This window comes from Arthrobacter sp. AG258 (assembly GCF_004364695.1).
Taxonomy (GTDB): domain Bacteria; phylum Actinomycetota; class Actinomycetes; order Actinomycetales; family Micrococcaceae; genus Arthrobacter.
The window spans coordinates 16,337-33,842 of the sequence record NZ_SOBI01000006.1 but is presented as its reverse complement, the minus strand read 5'-3'; the positions used below and the strand labels follow the sequence as shown (position 1 = coordinate 33,842).

Below are 17,506 nucleotides of genomic sequence, written 5' to 3'. Positions count from 1 at the left end.
GCCGGGGCACGGCACCAGGCGGCACCAGGCCGCTCCTGGCACCCGGGTGGGGCCCGTCGTCGTACCCTCCGCCGCCGGCCCTAAACTGAAGTCCGAACCCTGCCGCCGACTTTCCCATGACAGGACCGCGCCCATGACCCTCGTCCTCCACAACGTCCGCCCCTGGGGCGGGGACGCCGCCGACGTGACGCTCGACGGCGGGGTGATCACCGCCGTCGGCCCCGTTGCCGTGGAAGGGGCTGCTCCAGGGGACCCGGGCTCCAATCCCGCCGCCACCGTCGACGGGCGCGGCCGGATCCTGCTGCCGTCTTTCTCCGACGTCCACGTCCACCTCGACTCCACCCGGCTGGGGCTGCCGTTCCGCCCGCACACCGGAACGCCCGGGGTGTGGAACATGATGCTCAACGACCGGAACAACTGGCACGACGCCGAAGCGTCCATCACCGAGCGGGCCACGCACACCCTGGGCGCGATGATCGGGCGCGGCACCACCCGGGTGCGCAGCTACGCGCAGGTGGACGCCGACGCCGGGCTGGAACGCTTTGAGGCGGTCCTCGCCACCCGGGAAACGCACCGCAGCCGGGCGGACGTCGCGGTGATCGCGTTCCCGCAGGCCGGGCTGCTTCGGGAGCCCGGAAGCGCCGAGGTACTGGAGGAGGCGCTGAAGCTCGGCGCGGACGTGGTGGGCGGGATCGACCCCTGCGCACTGGACCGCGACCCGGTCCGGCACCTGGACATCGTCTTTGGCCTGGCCGAAAAGTACGGCAAGCCCGTGGACATCCACCTGCACGAGCCGGGCCAGCTGGGCCTGTTCAGTACCCAGCTGATCCTGGAACGCACCAAGGCGCTGGGCATGCAGGGGCTGGTGACCATCTCGCATGCCTTCTGCCTCGGTGAGCTGCCGGACGCCCAACTCGACGAGCTCCTGGCGGACATGGCCGAGCTGGACGTCTCCGTGGCAACGGTTGCGCCCGCGTCCCCGCTGCCGCTGGAACGGCTCACCGCCGCCGGCATCCGGGTGGGCCTGGGCGAGGATGGCCAGCGCGACTACTGGTCCCCCTACGGCAACGCGGACATGCTGGACCGGACCTGGCAGCTGGCGTTCACCAACAAGTTCCGGGCGGATGGGCTGATCGAGCACTGTGCGGCTGTGGCCACCATTGGCGGGGCAAGCATCATCGACCCCGCGGCACAGCGGCTTGGTTCCGTGGCGGACCGGCCCGGCCTGGCAGTGGGCGACCCCGCGGAACTGGTGCTGCTGGAGGGCGACACCGTCACCGCCGCCGTGATGGACAAGCTCCCCGGCCGCACGGTGATCCACCGCGGCACCGTGGTGGCGGACGGGCTGCAGCTGGCCTGAGCTACTCCCCCATGCCAGGATGCACCGGAACGTAGTCCACGGTGTTGCCGGAGTTGGTCCGGCCGGCAGGGGCACGGTTGAACCCCCGCGCGTCGAGCCAGTTCTTGGCCCGGAATTCCGCGAGCGCAGCATCGTAGGCGTTGTTGAGGGTCCGGCCGGAGAATTCACCGGTGCTGCCATCGGCGAAAGCGATCCGGATGCGGATACCGGCCGGGTAGTGCCGGCTCATCCGGATAAAGCCTTCGGCGTCCTGGTGCAAGGTAATCAAGGGGGCTGCTTTCGGTCGTGGATCAGCCTCAAGTCTGCCACCCCTCCGCGACGCCCGACGGCGGCACCCCGGGTTCCGCGGGCGGCGACGGTCCGGCGCATACTGGAAGAGCCGCCCCACCACGCGCGCATCCCCTCCGGACCCGGACCCCGAAAGGCACCCGCATGCCCGCCAGCACCTCCCCCGCCAATCCGGCCAAGCTGCACCTGGTGCTCATGCTGGTCCTGACGTTCTCCACCGGGGTGCTCGACGCCGTCGGCTACCTGGGCCTGGACCGCGTGTTTACGGCGAACATGACCGGCAACGTGGTGATCCTGGGCATGGCCCTGCTGGGCGCGGACAACCTCCCCATCCTGGGCCCCATCGGTGCCCTGGCCGGGTTTATGACAGGTGCCCTCATCGCGGGACGGGCACTGCGGCCTACCAAGTCCGGCTGGAACCACCGCACCACCGTCCTGCTGGCGGGGGTCAGCACCGTCATGGCGGCCGTGGCCATCCTCCTGCTCAGCGGTGCGAACCCCAGGAGCAGCGAAACCGCCACCGTAGCCATCACCGGCACCCTGGCCGTTGCCATGGGCGTGCAGGCCGCCACCGCCCGGCACCTGAACGTCAAGGACGTCCCCACCGTGGTGGTCACCTCCACCATCACCGGCCTGGCGGCCGATTCCCACCTTGGCGCCCGCACGCACCCCTTCTGGGGCCGGCGCCTTGCCGCAGTGGGCCTGATCATGGCAGGAGCCGCGGTCGGCGCGGGCTGCGTGCATCTCCACCTGGGCCTCGGGGTCCTGCTGACAGCGCTGCTCACGCTCGGCGTGGCACTGTTCGGACGGACCACCGTCCCCCAACACGGGCACGAAGTGGCGACGCCGGCAGCCACCCGGGTCCCGCCGTCGTGAGCCGTGGCCGAACGAACCCCGCCTGACCTACCGCCGGTCTGGGGCGGGGGCAGCGACGGCCGGAGCCACGGCGCCGCCCTGGTCCCACCAATCCAGCACCCTCATTGCGGTGAATGTCAGCCACTTGGACGGCTGGCCGGGTGGAACGTCCGTTTCAAACCAGACCCGGCCGGGGTGGCGCCGCTCCTGGACCCACGTGCCGTCAGCTTGCCGGGCGGACCTGACCAACGAAACGGCCTCCGCCAGCCGCGGATCGGGCGCCGCGGCGTCGTGCAACGCGGCGGCGCGGAAGTAGTCCAGCGCATTCAACGCGCTGTAAAACCAGCGAAACGGATAGACGAACCGCGACGCCCAGGTCGCCACAGGCTCGCCCGTGGTTTTCCGGTACAGCAACCGCCGCTCCAGCAGATACTCCTGGCCACGATTCCTGGCGGCCCGGAGCTCCCTTGACCCGCCAATGGCTGCCTCGTAGGACAAGAGGCCTTTGAGGGAATTGATTGTTGAATGGAACGAGGACCGCGTTGACCCGTCCACCCACTCACAGTTCCAGCCGCCGTCGTCCTGCTGATGCTCCAGGAACCACTCGGCAAGCCCGGCCACGTCCGCACCCAGCCACGCACCGTTGGCCAGGGTGAATGCGTTGATGCAGCAATCCACTTCGCCCTCCCAGTACGGCAGGTTCTGGTATTCCCACCGGCTGTTGGCGGCAAGCTTTTCGGCGGTACCGCGGAGTGCGTCCGCCTCCAGCCCCCACTCACGCAGCATGTTCAAGGACCAGGTGGTGGCGGTGTACGGCTGGCCGGCGTCGGCCGACGCCTCCGGGCCTTCGAAGTCAAAGTCCGCCGGGAAGTATGCGCCGCCGGCCCACTGCCCGTCCGGGTCTTGCAGCGCCAAGAGCATGGCCCCGAACCCCTCCGTCCGAACTTTGGCCCGGGTGGCTTCCCAGCTGGACGGCGGGGCGCCTCCCAGATCCCTTTGCACCTGCCATCGCAGGGCGGGATCGGAGTCGAGCAGCCAGTCCAGCAATGCAGGGTCCACGGCCATAGCGGGGAGACTACCACGGCCCGGGACTGGGCTGTTTGAAGTCCAGCGCTGCGGCCGGGCGTGGACTATTTGAGGCTCAGCGCCACCACGAGGCCGATGACCACGGCGGCCACAACCCCCAGCGAAATGTAGAGTCCGGCCTTCATCGAACTCTTCTGCACCGTGGCTCCGGCGTTGGGGAGCGCTTCCTGCCATGCCTTGATGGCGTCCAGGCCCTGGTAGTAGGCGAACATCATGGCGGCTCCGCCGGCCGCGCCCGCCACAGCACCCAGGCCGCCCGCGCCGCTCATGGCGGCTCCGGCGGAACCGGCGCGGCTCAAGCCGGTAGCGTCCGTGCGGCCATCCGCACCGGCGGCCATCTCCGCGAGTTGCCAGGAGGACGGGCTGGGCGACAAGGACGCGCCCACGCCCACGATGTCGTACTTCCGGCCGTTCGCTGTGACCACCATCGTCCCCATGCTTGTGAACCGGACCGCCGCCTGGGCTGCCGGCACGGAAAATACCGGCACCCCGTCAGCATCATGCATGCTGAACGTTCCCGCGCTGTCCATGGCCACGATGGCAGGTACTGTCTTGGCTCCGTTGATCATGCTCTTGCGCCAGTAGAGCAAGGACTTCATTGGGGGCGCGGAAGCTGAGGGTGTTATCTCCATGACCACAGCTTAGGCGGCACCCTCCCCTGCCCACCCGCAGCCGGCATGGGGAGATCTTCCCTTGCCGGGCCGCCGGCCCTGTATATCGGCACCCGGGGCGCGCGCCGTCGTCGTACGTCCTTCCGGGGCGCTATTTAAGTTTTGGCACCAGCACCGGCGTGTTCTTCTTGTACGCCTCGTAGTCCGGCTGGCCGCCCCACTTCTTGTCCGCCTTCTTCTCCAGGGGCGGGACGCCACTGCCCTTGGTGAGCAGCAGGGCCACGAACACCGGGGAGATCAGCGCGGCCCACTGCCAGCCCTGCAGTACGGGCAGCGCGATGATGGCCACCCCCACCCACAGGGTGATTTCGCCGAAGTAGTTCGGGTGGCGGGACTTTGACCACAGCCCGGTATTGATGAAGCGTCCCTTGTTGGCGGGATCTGCCTTGAACCGGTTCTTCTCAATATCCGCCAGGGTTTCCACCGTGATGCCCGCGGCCCACACCAGCAGGCCCACCCAGAAGAACCCGTCCAGGCCAACCTTTTTGTCCGAGGTGATGGCCACCCATGCCAGCGCCGCCGTGAGCACCACCCACAAGCCCTGGATGGTCCAGGTGTTCAGGAAGCGGAGGAAGTCCGGCTTGAGCTCATCGAACCGGTCATCCTTGCCGTGCTTGCTGATCCGCAGGAACAGGAAGCTGCCCAGGCGCGCGGCCCACAGCACCACCATGGCCGCCAGGAGCAGGCCGCGTGCATCGACGCCGGGGGAAGCCAGCACCAGGAATACGGTGATGGAGATGTAGGTAAGGGCCCCGGTGAGGTCATAGAACTTCTCGGTCTGCGCCTTGAAGCTGGGGATGAACACCAGCCACTGGATCACGAACGCCGCGGCAACCCCCAGCGCAAACACCGGGAACCCGCCAATCCGGGAACCTCCCTGGCTTCCGGCGAGGGCGATGAGGACCGCCACCACCACGGCGATGACAGTACTGACGAGCGCCTTGCGGCTGCTTCCATTCACGGACAGGCTCCTTTCCCGGGGCCTCAGCGCGATCCTGCGCTGACGATACCCTCTTATCCTGCTAGTCTCTCATGTATTCAAATCTATTTGATCACTAGAGGACAATAACTACAATATGGGAAGGCCTAGGAGGAGGACCCGTGGACGCACAGCACCATCCGGCCGCCGCCGCGCTCCAGAACTTGTTCAACCTCGCCAATGAGACAGAGCGCGAGGTGGCCCGCCATCTTGAACTGAACCTCACGGACTACCGGGCACTTAGCGCCCTGGTCCAGTCCGGACCGCTCACCGCCGGCGCTCTCGGGGAAACTTTGGGCGCCACCGCGGCCACCACCACCGCCATTGTCGGCCGGCTCGAAGCCCGCGGCTACGCTGAACGCCTGCGCTCCGCCGAGGACAGGCGGCATGTCCATGTCAGCGCCACCCCCGCCGCCGCCGAGAGGATCCTGCACCTGATGCTCCCCCTCATGGATGCCACCAACCAACACATCCACACGCTCCCCGCGGACGAACAGGCAGCCATCGCCGGATTCCTGGACGTCGCCTTGACCCTCATGCAGGACCATCTGCATTCCCTTTCCGAGAAGGACACCCCTTGAGAGAGTTCACCTCGCCGCCCCTGGCCGACCTGTCCACCCACCGGAACGCCACCGATCTTCTAATGCACCGGTACCGCACCTCCCCGGAGCACGTCGCTTTCGAGGTGCGGGCCAACGGTGCCGACATCACCGCCCCCTGGCGCCAGGTGACCACCCGCCAGTTCGTTTCTGAGGTCCGGGCCCTTGCCAAGGGCCTGATCGCGGCCGGCCTGCAACCCGGCGAAACCATGGCCATCATGTCCCCCACCCGGTACGAATGGGCGGTGGCGGACATGGCGGCGTGGTTCGCGGCCGCCGTCGTGGTCCCCATCTACGAAACCTCCGCCCAGCCCCAAGTCACCGCCGTGCTGTCCGACGCCGACGTCCGCCTGGCAATTGCCGGCACCACAGCGCACGCCGCGCTGCTGGAGCAGGGGTACGCCCGGACGGGAACTCCAAACTTGGGCATTTGGACCATGGACGCCCGCCCCGGCGCTGACCTTCAGGCGCTGGTGGAACTGGGCACCGACGTTCCGGACCGCGACGTGGAGGAACGGCGCCTGCTGCCGGACCAGGAGTCCGTGGCCACGATCGTCTACACCTCGGGCACCACCGCAGACCCGAAGGGCGCGTTGATCACCCATGGCAACTTTGTGGGCCAGATCCTCAACGTCGGCGCCGCCTACACCAGCGTGGTCCGCGAGGGCGGCAACACCATCATCTTCCTTCCCATGGCGCACGTCCTGGCCCGCGGCCTGCAGCTCATCTGCCTGGCCAACGGCATGCGCATCGCACACCTCGCCGATCCCCGTGAAGTAGTGCCGGCCCTGGGCGCCCTCAAGCCCACGTTCCTGGTGGTGGTGCCCCGCGTCCTGCAGAAGATCCAGGCGTCCGCGGCGGCCGCCGCGGCGCAAAAGCATCTGGGCCGGGTCTGGGCGCTGGCGCAACGCACCGCGGTGGAATGGGGCAGGTTCGCGGAAGCGCACGACGCCGACCCCGCAGTGCGTGCCCCGCTGGGCCTGCGGGCCCGCCGGGCCGTGTTCGACCGTGTTTTTTACGCGCGTCTCCGCGCGCTGGTGGGCGGACGCCTTGACTACCTGCTGTCCGGCGCCGGCGCACTGGACACAGAATTGTCCCTGTTCTTCCGGGGCCTCGGGCTGCCCGTCATCGAAGGCTACGGACTCACCGAAACCACAGCCCCGCTCACCGGCAATCTTCCAGGCGCCATCCATTCCGGGTCCGTGGGCGTCCCCATGCCCGGCACCACCGTAAGGATCTCCGATCAAGGCGAAGTGCTGGCCAGCGGGGTGGGCGTGTTTGCCGGGTACCGCCGCGTTTCCGACAACGACGAAGCGTTCGTGGACGGATTTTTCCGTACCGGGGACCTGGGCGAACTGGACTCCCACGGCCGGCTCACCCTCAAAGGCCGCATCAAGGACGTGATTGTGACCGCCGGCGGCAAGACCGTCACACCCGCCATCTGGGAAGGTTATGTGGAGGGCGATCCCCTGGTGGCCCACGCCATCATGGTGGGCGAAGGCAAGCCCTACCTTGGCGGCCTGGTGCTGCTGGACCCGGAGTCCGTGACGGCGTGGGCCGAGCGCGAAGGCATTGCAGACCTTAGCGGGCTCAAGATTCCGGATGACGGCGGCGCCGTCCGGATCGAGGACGCCCGGCTGCTCAGCGTGGTGGGCAAGGCGGTCAGTGCCGCAAACGCCCGGCTGGCCCGGTCCGAACAGGTGCGCAAATTTGTCCTGCTGCTGGCGGACCTCAACGAGGCGCACGGCAATGTCACGCCCACGATGAAACTCAAACGCACCGTGTTTGCCGAACGCGCCCGGCATTTCGTGGACCACCTGTACACCGATTCAAGGAGCCAAGCATGAACCCCCGCACCAAGAACTGGCTGACCGCCTACGTTGTCAGTGCCGTTATTTTCGCCGTCCTGGACGTGGCGTGGATCCTGCTGGTGGCCAACCCGCTGTACCAGAACCAGATCGGCGGCCTGCTCGCTCCCAAGGCCAACCTGGCCGGGGCCGTGCTGTTCTATGTCATCTTCGTCGCCGGAATGGTGCACTACGGTGTCCGCCCCAACACCCCCGACGCCACGGTACGCCAGCGCGTCACGGGAGCAGCCTTGTTCGGGTTCTTCACCTACGCCACGTGGGCGCTGACCGGGTTCGCCGTGCTGAAGGATTTCCCTGCCCTGGTGGCCGTCACGGACATCCTTTGGGGAGCCGCGGCCTGCAGCATCGTCACCTGGGCCACCGCCGCCTTGCTGCGGCGCCGGCTCGCCCGCCCCGCCAAAGCCTGAGTCTTCGTGGCGCCCGCGTCACGGACAGCACGCTTTAGACCCAGGAACGGCGGCGGAACCCCGTAAAGCCGGGACCCGCCGTCGTCCGCCCCTGCTAAAGCCTGCCCTGCGTGACGCGGGACGGCGCGCAGGGCTCATCCGAACAGCGCCGCCACCTGGGTCAGCGTCTGGAACACCCCGTACGCCAGCGGGATCCCCACCAGGATCCAGCCCAGGACCAGCCTGCCGGTGGACCTTTGGACCGGTTCCTGCCCGCTGTGGGTATGTGCTGTGGTCATCTCAGGCCTCCATGGCTGGTTCGTGCCGCGCGGGGCGGGGTTCGTGGAATCGGGCGTCGACGGGGGTGACCAGCAGGTTGGCCACGAAGCCCACAACCAGCAGGGCCACCATGGTCAGCAAGGCCGGCTGGTAGGACGCGCCGGTCAGCTGGCCCGGTTTCCCCTGCGCGTCCAGGATGCCGTTGACGATCAGCGGACCGGCCACCCCGGCCGCTGACCAGGCCGTCAGCAGCCGGCCGTGGATGGCACCCACCTGGAACGTCCCGAACAGGTCCCGCAGGTACGCCGGGGCGGTGGCGAAACCGCCGCCGTAGAACGAAATGATCAGGAACGCCAGCACCACATAGAGGAACGTGGCCGTGGCACCGGCCAGCGCCAGCACGGTGTACAGGACCGCGCCGACGCCCAGGTACACCATGTAGATCCGCTTGCGGCCGGTGATGTCCGAGGTGGCGGACCAGGCGAACCGCCCTGCCATGTTGCCGATGGACAGCAGCCCCACGAAGCCCGCGGCGACGCCGGCGCTGACCAAGGAGCCGCCGTCGGCCTTCCGGAAGAAGTCCTGGATCATGGGCGCCGCCTGCTCCAGGATGCCGATGCCGGCGGTGACGTTGCAGAACAAGGCCACCCATACCAGCCAGAACTGCCGGGTCTTGATGGCGTTCTTGGCGGAGACGTTCTCCGTGGTGACCAGCTTGGCGGCCTTGACCTTGGCGGGGTCGAACCCGGCCGGGCGCCAGCCGTCTGCGGGGACCTTGATGGTGAAGGCGCCGAACAGCATGTAGGCGAGATAGACGACGGCGAGCGTCAGGAAGAGCCTCCCCACGGCATCGCCGCTGGCCACCCAGCCCTGCGCACCGGAGTTGGGATCGTAGGCCTTGAGCAGGGCCTGGGACACGGGGCTGGCGATCAGCGCGCCGCCGCCGAAGCCCATGATCGCCATGCCGGTGGCCAGGCCGGGGCGGTCCGGGAACCATTTTATGAGCGTGGACACGGGCGAGATGTAGCCAATGCCAAGCCCGATGCCGCCCACCACGCCGTAACCCAGGTAGACCAGCCAAAGCTGGTGCGTGAAGATGCCCAGGGAGCCGACCAGGAAGCCGCCCACCCAGAACATGGCCGAGGTGAACATCGCCTTCCGCGGACCGTTCCGGTCCACCCACGTGCCCATGACCGCCGCGGAGAGGCCCAGCATCACGATGGCGATGGAGAAGATCACCCCGATCTCGGTCAAGCTGGCGCCGAAATGCTTGACCAGCGCGGTTTTGTACACGCTGGTGGCATAGGCCTGGCCAATACAGAGGTGGACAGCGAGCGCTGCCGGCGGGACAAGCCAGCGGTTGAAGCCCGGTGGGGCGATGGTTCGGTCACGGTCCAGGAAGCCCATGATGATGATTCCCTTGCTCGGTGGAAGACGACGGTGTCCAGCGGCGAAGGGCCCGGCCCGTTGCCTCCGGCAATCATCATGCAAATCATCAGCAAACGTACTGTTGGCGCGCCGACCGGTAGTGAATATACGGCGAGCGGCACCACGGGACCCTCCACAGGCCGACCCTGGACGGACGGCGCCCAGCTGCAGCCCACGGTTTGCCGGGTCCATTGCTGTTCCGCGGCCGATGCGTTATGGCGACGTTAGGAAAGGGTGGCGGCGAGGCGCATAGTTAGGAGATGACAAGCCCTTACACCCGCGGCGACTCCTTCAGCAGCGAGGCTTCCCGGAAGCACATCAGGCAGGCGCTCACGGACTACGGGGCGACGGACATCCTGTTCACCCAGCGAGGGGACCGGAGCGCTGTGGCTTTCAGGGGCACCGGACGGCAATTCCGGATTGTCATGCCATTGCTGCAGTCCGACGGCGCCCTGGCCATTCGTGGCGACATCGCGGACAGCCGGGTTCACGAAGCCAACGCGAAAATCCTCGAACGCGCCAACCGCAAATCATGGCATGCCCTGGCCCTGGCCATTGACGCCAAACTCGGAGCCGTGGCCGCGGGAATCGCCTCCCTCGAATCGGAATTCCTGGCCCACGTGGTGCTCCCCGGAAACCACACCGTGCTGGACGAACTCGCATCCGTGATTGATTCCGCCTACCGTTCCGGCCGGCGTCCGACCTTCGGCGGGCCGGTTCCGCATCCCGGCCCGGAAGAGTCGCTGATGAGCGTAGACTCAAAGTATCTCGGGACATCGTGACAGGACATCCGTTGCCCCGAAAATGAGCCCGATTCCCGGTTGCCTTCCACGGCCGCCGGCGCGCCGTACCGAGTAGCCTCGACGCCGGCGCAGCAGGGAATCGGTACGACGAGGGGCCGCACCACAACACCGGCCGGAACGGGTTAACACCGTTCACCTCCACTGCAGCCGATCCGGCCCCGGATCCCCTGCCCCAGCCACTCCGCCCCGCGTCCCGGGATCCGGCAGTGCACCCTTCAGAACGCTGGTAGACACCATGACCACCATCCAAGACTCTGTTATACGCGCCGACTCGGCGCTATCGGTCAGCGGAGTCCTCGCATCCGCGTTGCCACCGAACCTGGGCACCGCCCAAGGCCCCACGCGGTACACCGTCCCGGCTGTATTTTCCCGCCGGCCGCAGCCCCGCGAAATCGAGCTGCTGCACGGCGAAGCGACGAAACAGCGCCTGGCCGACGCCGGGTACAGCGATGTGGAACTCCGCGTCTCAGACCGCCGCCTCCTGATCACCAACACCAACCTGGTGGACCTCAAAGCAGGCCTGGCCCATCTTGTAGGCGTGATCCTGCGCGACATTTCAGCCCAAGCCGCCCAGGAACGGACCCACCGAACCGACGAACTCGAAGCGTTGGGCCTGGTGGAAGAAGAGCGCCTTGAGTCGCTGCGCAAGGCGGCCGCAGACATCCACTTCGATTAAGCCTTTCCTCCTCGTGTGCCGGCTGCGCAAACCGCGACCGGCACCGGCGCATCCCGGGCCTGGGGGCGTCCTTGACACCATTACGAAAGGCACACCCCATGACTGACATCAGTATTCGCGAGCAGTGGAACCTGCTTCCCGCTCCAGTCACCCAATGGCTGCTGGCGAACCCAGGCTGCATGATTCTGCCACGGACAATTTCCGCCCAGATCAGTACAGCCGCCGGCGAGGGAGCCAACGGAGATCCCCACGGTGAGACCACGCTGTCCCGGGAGGACGTGGACTTTATCAGGATGAAATCCCATGAGGCCGGGCCGAATCCGGAATACACGTTCTTCGACTCCGTACAGCCGTAGCTGGTCCCGGGGTACTGCCGCCCGGCGGCGGTACCCCGGCCCGCGCGTCACTCCGACCTAAGACGTCAGACGGTGGCCAGGGCTCCCTTGGCGCTTTCCACCAGGACATGGGTTCCCGCCTCGACGTAGACCACCTCACCATCAATCTGGCAGGGCACCGTATCGCTGGTGGAGAAGGCATAGCGGCTGACGCTCGGTTGATGCCCCAGCCCCAGGGTGACCGCGCGGAGCGTCATCAGGGCCATCTTCATCAACCCGGCGTGGGGCAGCGTCACCACTTCGAACCGCCCATCGTCCGGGTAATGCGACTCGCTGACGGTGCCGTACTTGGCCATGCGCGAGACGTTGGCCAGGATCAGGCTGTCGAACCGGGCGGTGGCCCCGTCATCCCGGACAAGCTCGAAGGGCTTCAATCTCGAGAGGGTGCGGGCCACGGAGACGAGCTCCAGGACCTTACCCTTGCCGCCCTGTTCAATGCCGATGGCCATCAGCGAGGTCAGCCCGAACCCCACGTAGGAATGCGCGTACAGGACCCGTTCCTGCGTTCCGGTGCGGAGCGTGATCCGCAGCAGGTCAATGCGCCGGCCCACACCGGCTGACACTGCTTCCGCGAAGGTTCGCACCGGCAGGCTCCGGTAGTGGTCGTTGGCATTACCGGCGGGAATGACAGTGCATACGGCCTTGCTGCCAAGCACGTCCATCACGCCGTTGACCACCTCGTTGTACCCGCCGTCGCCGCTGACGGACAGGATGAGGGGCGTGCCGCGGCCCGCCTCCCCCCGCGCAAGTTCACGGGCATGTCCGGCAAATTCCGTAGGCAACAGCTCAACGGGCAGGCCCGGCAGGTCGGTGGCCAGTTCCCGCTGCAACGCCTCGATCCGCTGGCCCATTCCAGGCCGGCCGGGATTGAAGATCAGGACGGCACGGTCGAAAGGTGCGGCAGGTGCTCCGTCATCAGCCATGGCGTACGTGTTCTCCGGGTTCCTGGTGCGGGTGCCTCCAGCCTAACCCGCGGCCTTGGTTTCCGAAGGCCCGTTCGGATGGCAGAGTGGGACGATGAGTGGACAACCCGCCGGGCAGGCACGCATGGATGCGGACGTGATCATCATTGGTGGCGGGTTGGCCGGGCTGGTGGCCTGCAACGAGCTGGTCCGTGCGGGAAAGCGCGTCGCCATCCTGGACCAGGAGAACCAGGCCAACCTGGGCGGCCAGGCATTCTGGTCGCTGGGCGGCTTGTTTCTGGTGGACACCCCCATGCAGCGCCGGCTGGGCGTTAAGGATTCCTTCGAGCTGGCGTGGCAGGACTGGCAGGGCTCAGCGCAATGGGACCGGCTTTCCGGACCGCACCCGGAGGACGAATGGGCCGCGCAGTGGGGCCGCGCCTACGTGGAGTTCGCCGCCGGCGACAAGCGCGCCTGGCTGCAGGAGCAGGGCATCCGGTTCACGCCGCTGGTGGGCTGGGCCGAGCGCGGAGACGGCAGGGCCGGCGGCCACGGCAACTCGGTCCCCCGCTTCCACGTCCCGTGGGGCACCGGCACCGGGGTGTCCGAACCGTTCGCGGACAAGGCGCGGGAGGCGGCCGCGGCGGGCAGCGTCACGTTCTTCTTCCGGCACCGGGTGGACGGTTTAACGTACGACGACGGTACGGTCACCGGGGTGCGTGGCGCAGTGCTGGCACCTGATGCGTCGCCGCGTGGGGTGTCCTCCAACCGGGACATTGTTGGGGACTTTGAATTGCGGGCGCAGGCTGTGGTGATCGCTTCCGGCGGGATCGGCGGCAACCATGAGCAGGTGCGGCGCTGGTGGCCGGACCGGCTGGGGACACCGCCGCGCAGGATGGTCACCGGGGTGCCGCAGCATGTGGACGGGCGGATGCTGGACATCGCCGACGGGTCCGGAGTCCGGCTGGTGAACCGGGACCGAATGTGGCATTACACCGAGGGGATCCAGAACTGGAATCCCATCTGGCCGGACCACGCCATCCGGATCCTGCCCGGCCCCTCCTCATTGTGGTTCGATGCTCTGGGCCGGCGGCTCCCCTCCCCCGGCCTGCCCGGTTACGACACGCTGGGCACCCTCCGCTTGCTGCGGACCACCCCGGACATCCAGCAATACGACCATTCCTGGTTCATCCTCAACCAGCGGATCATCGAAAAGGAGTTCGCCCTTTCCGGCTCCGAACAGAACCCGGACATTACCAACCGGGACCTCAAGCTGCTGCTGAAGACCCGGCTGGGCCGGGGCGCGTCCGGTCCCATCGAGGCGTTCAAGGAGCACGGCGCGGACTTTGTGGTGGCGGACAACCTGCCGGACCTGGTCCGCGGCATGAACGGGCTCACCGCGGAACCGCTGCTGGACGGTGCGCTGCTTCGGCGCCAGATCGGGGAACGCGACGCCGAGATCCGTAATGCCTATTCCAAGGACGCCCAGGTGGCGGGCATCCGCAACAGCCGCCGCTATCTGGGTGACCGGCTCTTCCGGACGGTGAAGCCGCACCGGATCCTGGATCCGAAGGCGGGCCCGCTGATCGCGGTGCGGCTCCACGTCGTCACCCGGAAAACGCTCGGCGGCATCCAGACGAATTTGTCCGGGCAGGCCCTCGGACAGGAAGGCGCCCCCATTCCCGGGCTGTACGCCGCCGGGGAGGCCGCCGGGTTCGGCGGCGGCGGCGCCCACGGATACAACGCCCTCGAGGGCACCTTCCTGGGCGGCTGCATCTTCACCGGCAGGACGGTGGGGCGTTCCCTGGCCCGGGCGTTGTAGCCGCGCATCCTTTCCGGCTTGCTAGGGTCGGCGTATGGCCATCCTCCCCCGTTCCATGGACGACGTGATTTCCGAGCCGCTGCGTGCCCAGTTCGAGTTCTTCCTGGACGAGCACCGGGCTGCGCTCGACGACTGCCTGGACGGCTTGACCGAAGAGCAGGCCCGGCGCCGGCTGGTTCCGTCCCGCACCACGCTGCTGGGCCTGGTGAAGCACGCCACCTTCGTGGAGAAGGTCTGGTTCGACGAAGCCGTCACGGGCCGCGCGCGCAGTGAGATCGGCATCCCGGCCACCCCGGACGAATCGTTCATGCTTGACGACGCCGACACGGTGGCGTCCGTCCGGTCAGCCCACCGGGAGGCGTGCGCCGCTTCCCGGGCGGCCGCGGCCGGGCTGGGCCTGGACGATGTGCTCACCGGCAACCGGCGGGGCCCGCTTCCGCTGCGCTGGGTGTACCTTCATATGCTGCGGGAACTGGCCCAGCACTGCGGCCACGCGGACATCCTGCGCGAGCAGGTGCTGGCGGTCCCGTCCCGGCGATGACACCGCGGCGGGACCGCCCATGCACCTTCCGGCGCTCTGGTCAGGCTGCGCCGGCCGCGGCAGCCACTGCCCCGGCGGACGAGTCTTCCGCCGCGCCCGCGAGCCGCAGCCAGGTGTCCACCACCGTGTCCGGGTTCAGGGAGACGGAGTTGACGCCTTCCTTCACCAGCCATTCAGCGAAGTCCGGGTGGTCGCTGGGGCCCTGGCCGCAGATGCCCACGTACTTGCCGTGCGCCCGGCAGGCCTTGATGGCCATGCTGAGCAGCTTTTTCACTGCCGCGTCCCGTTCGTCGAAACTGTTGGCCACGATGGCCGAGTCACGGTCAAGGCCCAGGGTCAGCTGGGTCATGTCGTTCGAGCCGATGGAAAAGCCGTCGAAGTACTCCAGGAAGTCGTCGGCGAGCAGCGCGTTGGAAGGCAGTTCGCACATCATGATGACCTCAAGGCCGTTTTCGCCGCGGCGCAGGCCGTTCTCGGCGAGCAGGTCGATGACGCCGCGTGCCTCGTCCAGTGTCCGCACGAACGGGATCATCAACTTGACGTTGGTCAGGCCCATCTCGTTGCGGACGAAGGACAGGGCCTCGCATTCAAGGTCGAAGCAGTCCCGGAAGGATGGTTCCAGGTAGCGGGACGCGCCGCGGAACCCAATCATCGGGTTCTCCTCGTGCGGTTCGTACGCCGGGCCGCCGATCAGGTTGGCGTACTCGTTGGACTTGAAGTCGGACATGCGGACGATCACCGGTTCGGGCGCAAAGGCGGCGGCAATGGTGGCCACGCCCTCGGCCAGTCGCTTGATGTAGTAGTCGCGGGGGCTGTCGTACGCGGCAATCCGCCCGCGGATCTCGGCGGCCACCTCCTCCGGCTGGCTGTCCAGGTTCAGGAGCGCCTTGGGGTGGATGCCGATCTGCCGGTTGATGATGAACTCCAGCCGGGCCAGCCCCACACCGTGGTTGGGCAATTGCGCAAAAGTGAACGCCTGTTCCGGCGTGCCGACGTTCATCATGACCTTCACCGGCGCCTCGGGCAGATCGGTGACCCCGGTCTCCTCGACGCTGAAGTCCAGCAGGCCTTCGTAGATGGTGCCGGTCTCGCCGTCGGCGCAGGAGACGGTCACCTCCTGGCCGTCGGCCAGCGCGTCAGTGGCGTTGCCGGTGCCCACGACGGCGGGAATCCCCAGCTCGCGGGCGATGATGGCCGCGTGGCAGGTGCGTCCGCCGCGGTTGGTGACGATCGCGGAGGCACGCTTCATGATCGGTTCCCAGTCAGGGTCGGTCATGTCCGCCACCAGGACGTCGCCGGTCTGGAACGAGGCCATCTGGTCGATCGCGGTGAGGATCCGGACCTTGCCGGCGCCGATCCGCTGGCCGATGGCGCGGCCCTCCACCAGCACCGGGCCGGTCGCGTTCAGGCGGAACCGGCTCATGCTGCCCGGGGCCCGGCGGGACTGCACGGTTTCCGGGCGGGCCTGCAGGATGTACAGTCCACCGTCGATGCCGTCCTTGCCCCACTCAATGTCCATCGGGCGGCCGTAATGCTTCTCAATGGCGACGGCGTGGCGCGCCAGCTGCTCGACGTCGTCGTCCGTGAGGCTGAAGCGCGAGCGCTGGGACTCCTCCACCGGCACGAAGTCGATGGTGCGGCCGATCTCGTTGTTGGTGGTGTAGGTCATCTGGAGGGCCTTCTCGCCCAGGCCCCGCTTGAGGATGGCCGGCCGGCCGGCTTCCAGGGCGGGCTTGTACACATAGAACTCATCGGGGTTCACGGCGCCCTGGACCACTGCTTCGCCCAGCCCGTAGGAGGAGGTGACGAACACGGCGTCCTGGAAGCCGGACTCGGTGTCCATGGTGAACATGACGCCGGAAGCGCCGACGTCGGAACGCACCATGCGCTGGATGCCCGCCGAGAGTGCCACCTCGGCGTGCTCGAACTTGTGGTGCACGCGGTAGGCGATGGCGCGGTCGTTGTAGAGCGAGGCAAAGACGTCCTTGATGGCCTGCAGGATGTTCTCGATGCCGCGGACGTTTAGGAAGGTCTCCTGCTGCCCGGCGAACGAGGCGTCGGGAAGGTCTTCTGCCGTGGCGCTGGAGCGCACCGCCCAAGAAAGATCCTGCGAGCCGGCGTGCTTGTCCACCAGCTGCTGGTACGCCTCGCGGACCTGCGCCTCGAAATCCGCCAGGAACGGCGTGTCGCGGACCAGGGACCGGATCTCCTGGCCGGCAGCCGCCAGCGCCGTCACGTCATCGGTGTCCAGGCCAACGAGCCGGTCGGCGATCTTCTGGTCCAGGCCGGAATCGGACAGGAACCGGCGGTACGCGTCCGCCGTGGTGGCGAATCCGTCCGGGACCTGGACGCCGGCGGACGTCAGGTTCTGCACCATCTCGCCCAGGGAGGCGTTTTTGCCGCCCACCTTGTCCAAGTCCTCAAGCCCGAGTTCGGAGAACCAAAGAACGTCTGTGGTCATGTTTACTGCTCCTTTGCAGAGGTGGCTTAGGCATTGCTGGCCGCCACGGTAGTGCCGGCCGGAAGAAAAACCTTGTCAACAGTGGCAGGTCTGCCGCGCACTTTCCA

General features: G+C 67.5%; 18 protein-coding genes. 10 read left to right on the top strand and 8 right to left on the bottom strand.

Translation table 11 applies throughout. The features are described 5' to 3' along the window. Positions 1 to 133: 133 nt before the first annotated feature. Positions 134 to 1,360, top strand: coding sequence for an amidohydrolase (locus DFO47_RS13725; RefSeq protein ID WP_133832003.1), 1,227 nt, complete (start codon positions 134 to 136; stop codon positions 1,358 to 1,360). A gap of 1 nt (position 1,361) precedes the next feature. On the opposite strand, the gene DFO47_RS13720 is transcribed toward DFO47_RS13725, so the two are convergent. Further along, positions 1,362 to 1,628: a hypothetical protein gene (locus DFO47_RS13720; RefSeq protein WP_133832002.1), complete on the bottom strand. Its 267-nt coding sequence runs from the start codon at positions 1,626 to 1,628 to the stop codon at positions 1,362 to 1,364. 164 nt (positions 1,629 to 1,792) lie between these two features. Between DFO47_RS13720 and DFO47_RS13715 the strand changes: the two genes are divergently transcribed. Further along, entirely contained in the window at positions 1,793 to 2,524 is a 732-nt protein-coding gene (locus DFO47_RS13715; protein WP_018762069.1) for a YoaK family protein, read from the top strand. 27 nt (positions 2,525 to 2,551) lie between these two features. On the opposite strand, the gene DFO47_RS13710 is transcribed toward DFO47_RS13715, so the two are convergent. From DFO47_RS13710 to DFO47_RS13700, 3 genes are all read right to left on the bottom strand, one after another. Then, on the bottom strand, positions 2,552 to 3,568 hold the full coding sequence (locus tag DFO47_RS13710) for a squalene cyclase (protein WP_133832001.1): 1,017 nt from the start codon (positions 3,566 to 3,568) through the stop codon (positions 2,552 to 2,554). Positions 3,569 to 3,633: 65 nt separating this feature from the next. Beyond that, positions 3,634 to 4,221, bottom strand: coding sequence for a hypothetical protein (locus DFO47_RS13705; RefSeq protein WP_243835481.1), 588 nt, complete (start codon positions 4,219 to 4,221; stop codon positions 3,634 to 3,636). 130 nt (positions 4,222 to 4,351) lie between these two features. Continuing rightward, complete coding sequence (locus DFO47_RS13700; protein WP_018762072.1) at positions 4,352 to 5,221, bottom strand: DUF1295 domain-containing protein; 870 nt, start codon at positions 5,219 to 5,221, stop codon at positions 4,352 to 4,354. A gap of 140 nt (positions 5,222 to 5,361) precedes the next feature. On the opposite strand from DFO47_RS13700, the gene DFO47_RS13695 reads away from it, so the two are divergent. Genes DFO47_RS13695 through DFO47_RS13685 form a run of 3 tightly spaced genes read left to right on the top strand, consistent with a single transcriptional unit; the run spans position 5,362 to position 8,113 of the window. Next, positions 5,362 to 5,820, top strand: coding sequence for a MarR family transcriptional regulator (locus tag DFO47_RS13695; protein WP_133832000.1), 459 nt, complete (start codon positions 5,362 to 5,364; stop codon positions 5,818 to 5,820). Next, the gene (locus DFO47_RS13690; protein WP_166651725.1) at positions 5,817 to 7,685 is read left to right on the top strand and encodes an AMP-dependent synthetase/ligase; all 1,869 of its coding nucleotides are present in this window, start codon (positions 5,817 to 5,819) and stop codon (positions 7,683 to 7,685) included. The genes DFO47_RS13695 and DFO47_RS13690 overlap by 4 nt, the downstream gene beginning before the upstream one ends. After that, positions 7,682 to 8,113 (top strand): DUF2177 family protein, encoded by a 432-nt coding sequence (locus DFO47_RS13685; protein WP_133831999.1) that lies wholly within the window; start codon positions 7,682 to 7,684, stop codon positions 8,111 to 8,113. The genes DFO47_RS13690 and DFO47_RS13685 overlap by 4 nt, the downstream gene beginning before the upstream one ends. A 134-nt stretch (positions 8,114 to 8,247) precedes the next feature. Here DFO47_RS13685 and DFO47_RS21130 read toward each other — a convergent pair whose 3' ends face one another. Together DFO47_RS21130 and DFO47_RS13680 are read right to left on the bottom strand one after the other, a co-directional pair. Continuing rightward, complete coding sequence (locus DFO47_RS21130; RefSeq protein ID WP_018762076.1) at positions 8,248 to 8,391, bottom strand: hypothetical protein; 144 nt, start codon at positions 8,389 to 8,391, stop codon at positions 8,248 to 8,250. Between the two features lies 1 nt (position 8,392). Further along, a complete protein-coding gene (locus DFO47_RS13680; RefSeq protein WP_133831998.1) occupies positions 8,393 to 9,778 on the bottom strand; it encodes an OFA family MFS transporter in 1,386 nt (461 codons plus the stop codon). A 281-nt stretch (positions 9,779 to 10,059) separates the two neighbouring features. Between DFO47_RS13680 and DFO47_RS13675 the strand changes: the two genes are divergently transcribed. From DFO47_RS13675 to DFO47_RS13665, 3 genes are all read left to right on the top strand, one after another. After that, a complete protein-coding gene (locus tag DFO47_RS13675) occupies positions 10,060 to 10,581 on the top strand; it encodes a hypothetical protein (RefSeq protein ID WP_018762080.1) in 522 nt (173 codons plus the stop codon). Between the two features lie 256 nt (positions 10,582 to 10,837). Then, positions 10,838 to 11,278, top strand: coding sequence for a hypothetical protein (locus DFO47_RS13670; RefSeq protein ID WP_240617818.1), 441 nt, complete (start codon positions 10,838 to 10,840; stop codon positions 11,276 to 11,278). A 98-nt stretch (positions 11,279 to 11,376) separates the two neighbouring features. Then, a complete protein-coding gene (locus tag DFO47_RS13665; protein WP_133831997.1) occupies positions 11,377 to 11,634 on the top strand; it encodes a hypothetical protein in 258 nt (85 codons plus the stop codon). 65 nt (positions 11,635 to 11,699) lie between these two features. Here DFO47_RS13665 and DFO47_RS13660 read toward each other — a convergent pair whose 3' ends face one another. Further along, positions 11,700 to 12,596 (bottom strand): diacylglycerol kinase family protein, encoded by an 897-nt coding sequence (locus DFO47_RS13660; RefSeq protein WP_133831996.1) that lies wholly within the window; start codon positions 12,594 to 12,596, stop codon positions 11,700 to 11,702. A 124-nt stretch (positions 12,597 to 12,720) separates the two neighbouring features. Here DFO47_RS13660 and DFO47_RS13655 point away from each other — a divergent pair, with 124 nt between their 5' ends. Both DFO47_RS13655 and DFO47_RS13650 read left to right on the top strand, forming a co-directional pair. Next, positions 12,721 to 14,397 carry an FAD-binding dehydrogenase gene (locus DFO47_RS13655; protein WP_133832178.1) on the top strand — a complete coding sequence of 559 codons (1,677 nt, stop codon included), beginning with the start codon at positions 12,721 to 12,723 and terminating at the stop codon, positions 14,395 to 14,397. Positions 14,398 to 14,431: 34 nt separating this feature from the next. After that, positions 14,432 to 14,938: a DinB family protein gene (locus DFO47_RS13650; protein WP_109863600.1), complete on the top strand. Its 507-nt coding sequence runs from the start codon at positions 14,432 to 14,434 to the stop codon at positions 14,936 to 14,938. Between the two features lie 40 nt (positions 14,939 to 14,978). Here the strand turns inward: DFO47_RS13650 and ppsA are convergent, their stop codons facing one another. After that, a complete protein-coding gene (ppsA, locus tag DFO47_RS13645) occupies positions 14,979 to 17,399 on the bottom strand; it encodes a phosphoenolpyruvate synthase (protein ID WP_133831995.1) in 2,421 nt (806 codons plus the stop codon). Between the last annotated feature and the right edge of the window lie 107 nt (positions 17,400 to 17,506).

What these genes read in the sequence shown, in the direction of transcription:
- DFO47_RS13675 (WP_018762080.1), top strand. Translation starts at nt 10,060, where the DNA reads ATGACAAGCCCTTACACCCGCGGCGACTCCTTCAGCAGCGAGGCTTCC.
- DFO47_RS21130 (WP_018762076.1), bottom strand. Translation starts at nt 8,391, where the DNA reads ATGACCACAGCACATACCCACAGCGGGCAGGAACCGGTCCAAAGGTCC.
- DFO47_RS13725 (WP_133832003.1), top strand. Translation starts at nt 134, where the DNA reads ATGACCCTCGTCCTCCACAACGTCCGCCCCTGGGGCGGGGACGCCGCC.
- DFO47_RS13665 (WP_133831997.1), top strand. Translation starts at nt 11,377, where the DNA reads ATGACTGACATCAGTATTCGCGAGCAGTGGAACCTGCTTCCCGCTCCA.
- DFO47_RS13715 (WP_018762069.1), top strand. Translation starts at nt 1,793, where the DNA reads ATGCCCGCCAGCACCTCCCCCGCCAATCCGGCCAAGCTGCACCTGGTG.
- DFO47_RS13685 (WP_133831999.1), top strand. Translation starts at nt 7,682, where the DNA reads ATGAACCCCCGCACCAAGAACTGGCTGACCGCCTACGTTGTCAGTGCC.
- DFO47_RS13680 (WP_133831998.1), bottom strand. Translation starts at nt 9,778, where the DNA reads ATGGGCTTCCTGGACCGTGACCGAACCATCGCCCCACCGGGCTTCAAC.
- DFO47_RS13710 (WP_133832001.1), bottom strand. Translation starts at nt 3,568, where the DNA reads ATGGCCGTGGACCCTGCATTGCTGGACTGGCTGCTCGACTCCGATCCC.
- DFO47_RS13670 (WP_240617818.1), top strand. Translation starts at nt 10,838, where the DNA reads ATGACCACCATCCAAGACTCTGTTATACGCGCCGACTCGGCGCTATCG.
- ppsA (WP_133831995.1), bottom strand. Translation starts at nt 17,399, where the DNA reads ATGACCACAGACGTTCTTTGGTTCTCCGAACTCGGGCTTGAGGACTTG.
- DFO47_RS13705 (WP_243835481.1), bottom strand. Translation starts at nt 4,221, where the DNA reads ATGGAGATAACACCCTCAGCTTCCGCGCCCCCAATGAAGTCCTTGCTC.
- DFO47_RS13660 (WP_133831996.1), bottom strand. Translation starts at nt 12,596, where the DNA reads ATGGCTGATGACGGAGCACCTGCCGCACCTTTCGACCGTGCCGTCCTG.
- DFO47_RS13655 (WP_133832178.1), top strand. Translation starts at nt 12,721, where the DNA reads ATGGATGCGGACGTGATCATCATTGGTGGCGGGTTGGCCGGGCTGGTG.
- DFO47_RS13650 (WP_109863600.1), top strand. Translation starts at nt 14,432, where the DNA reads ATGGCCATCCTCCCCCGTTCCATGGACGACGTGATTTCCGAGCCGCTG.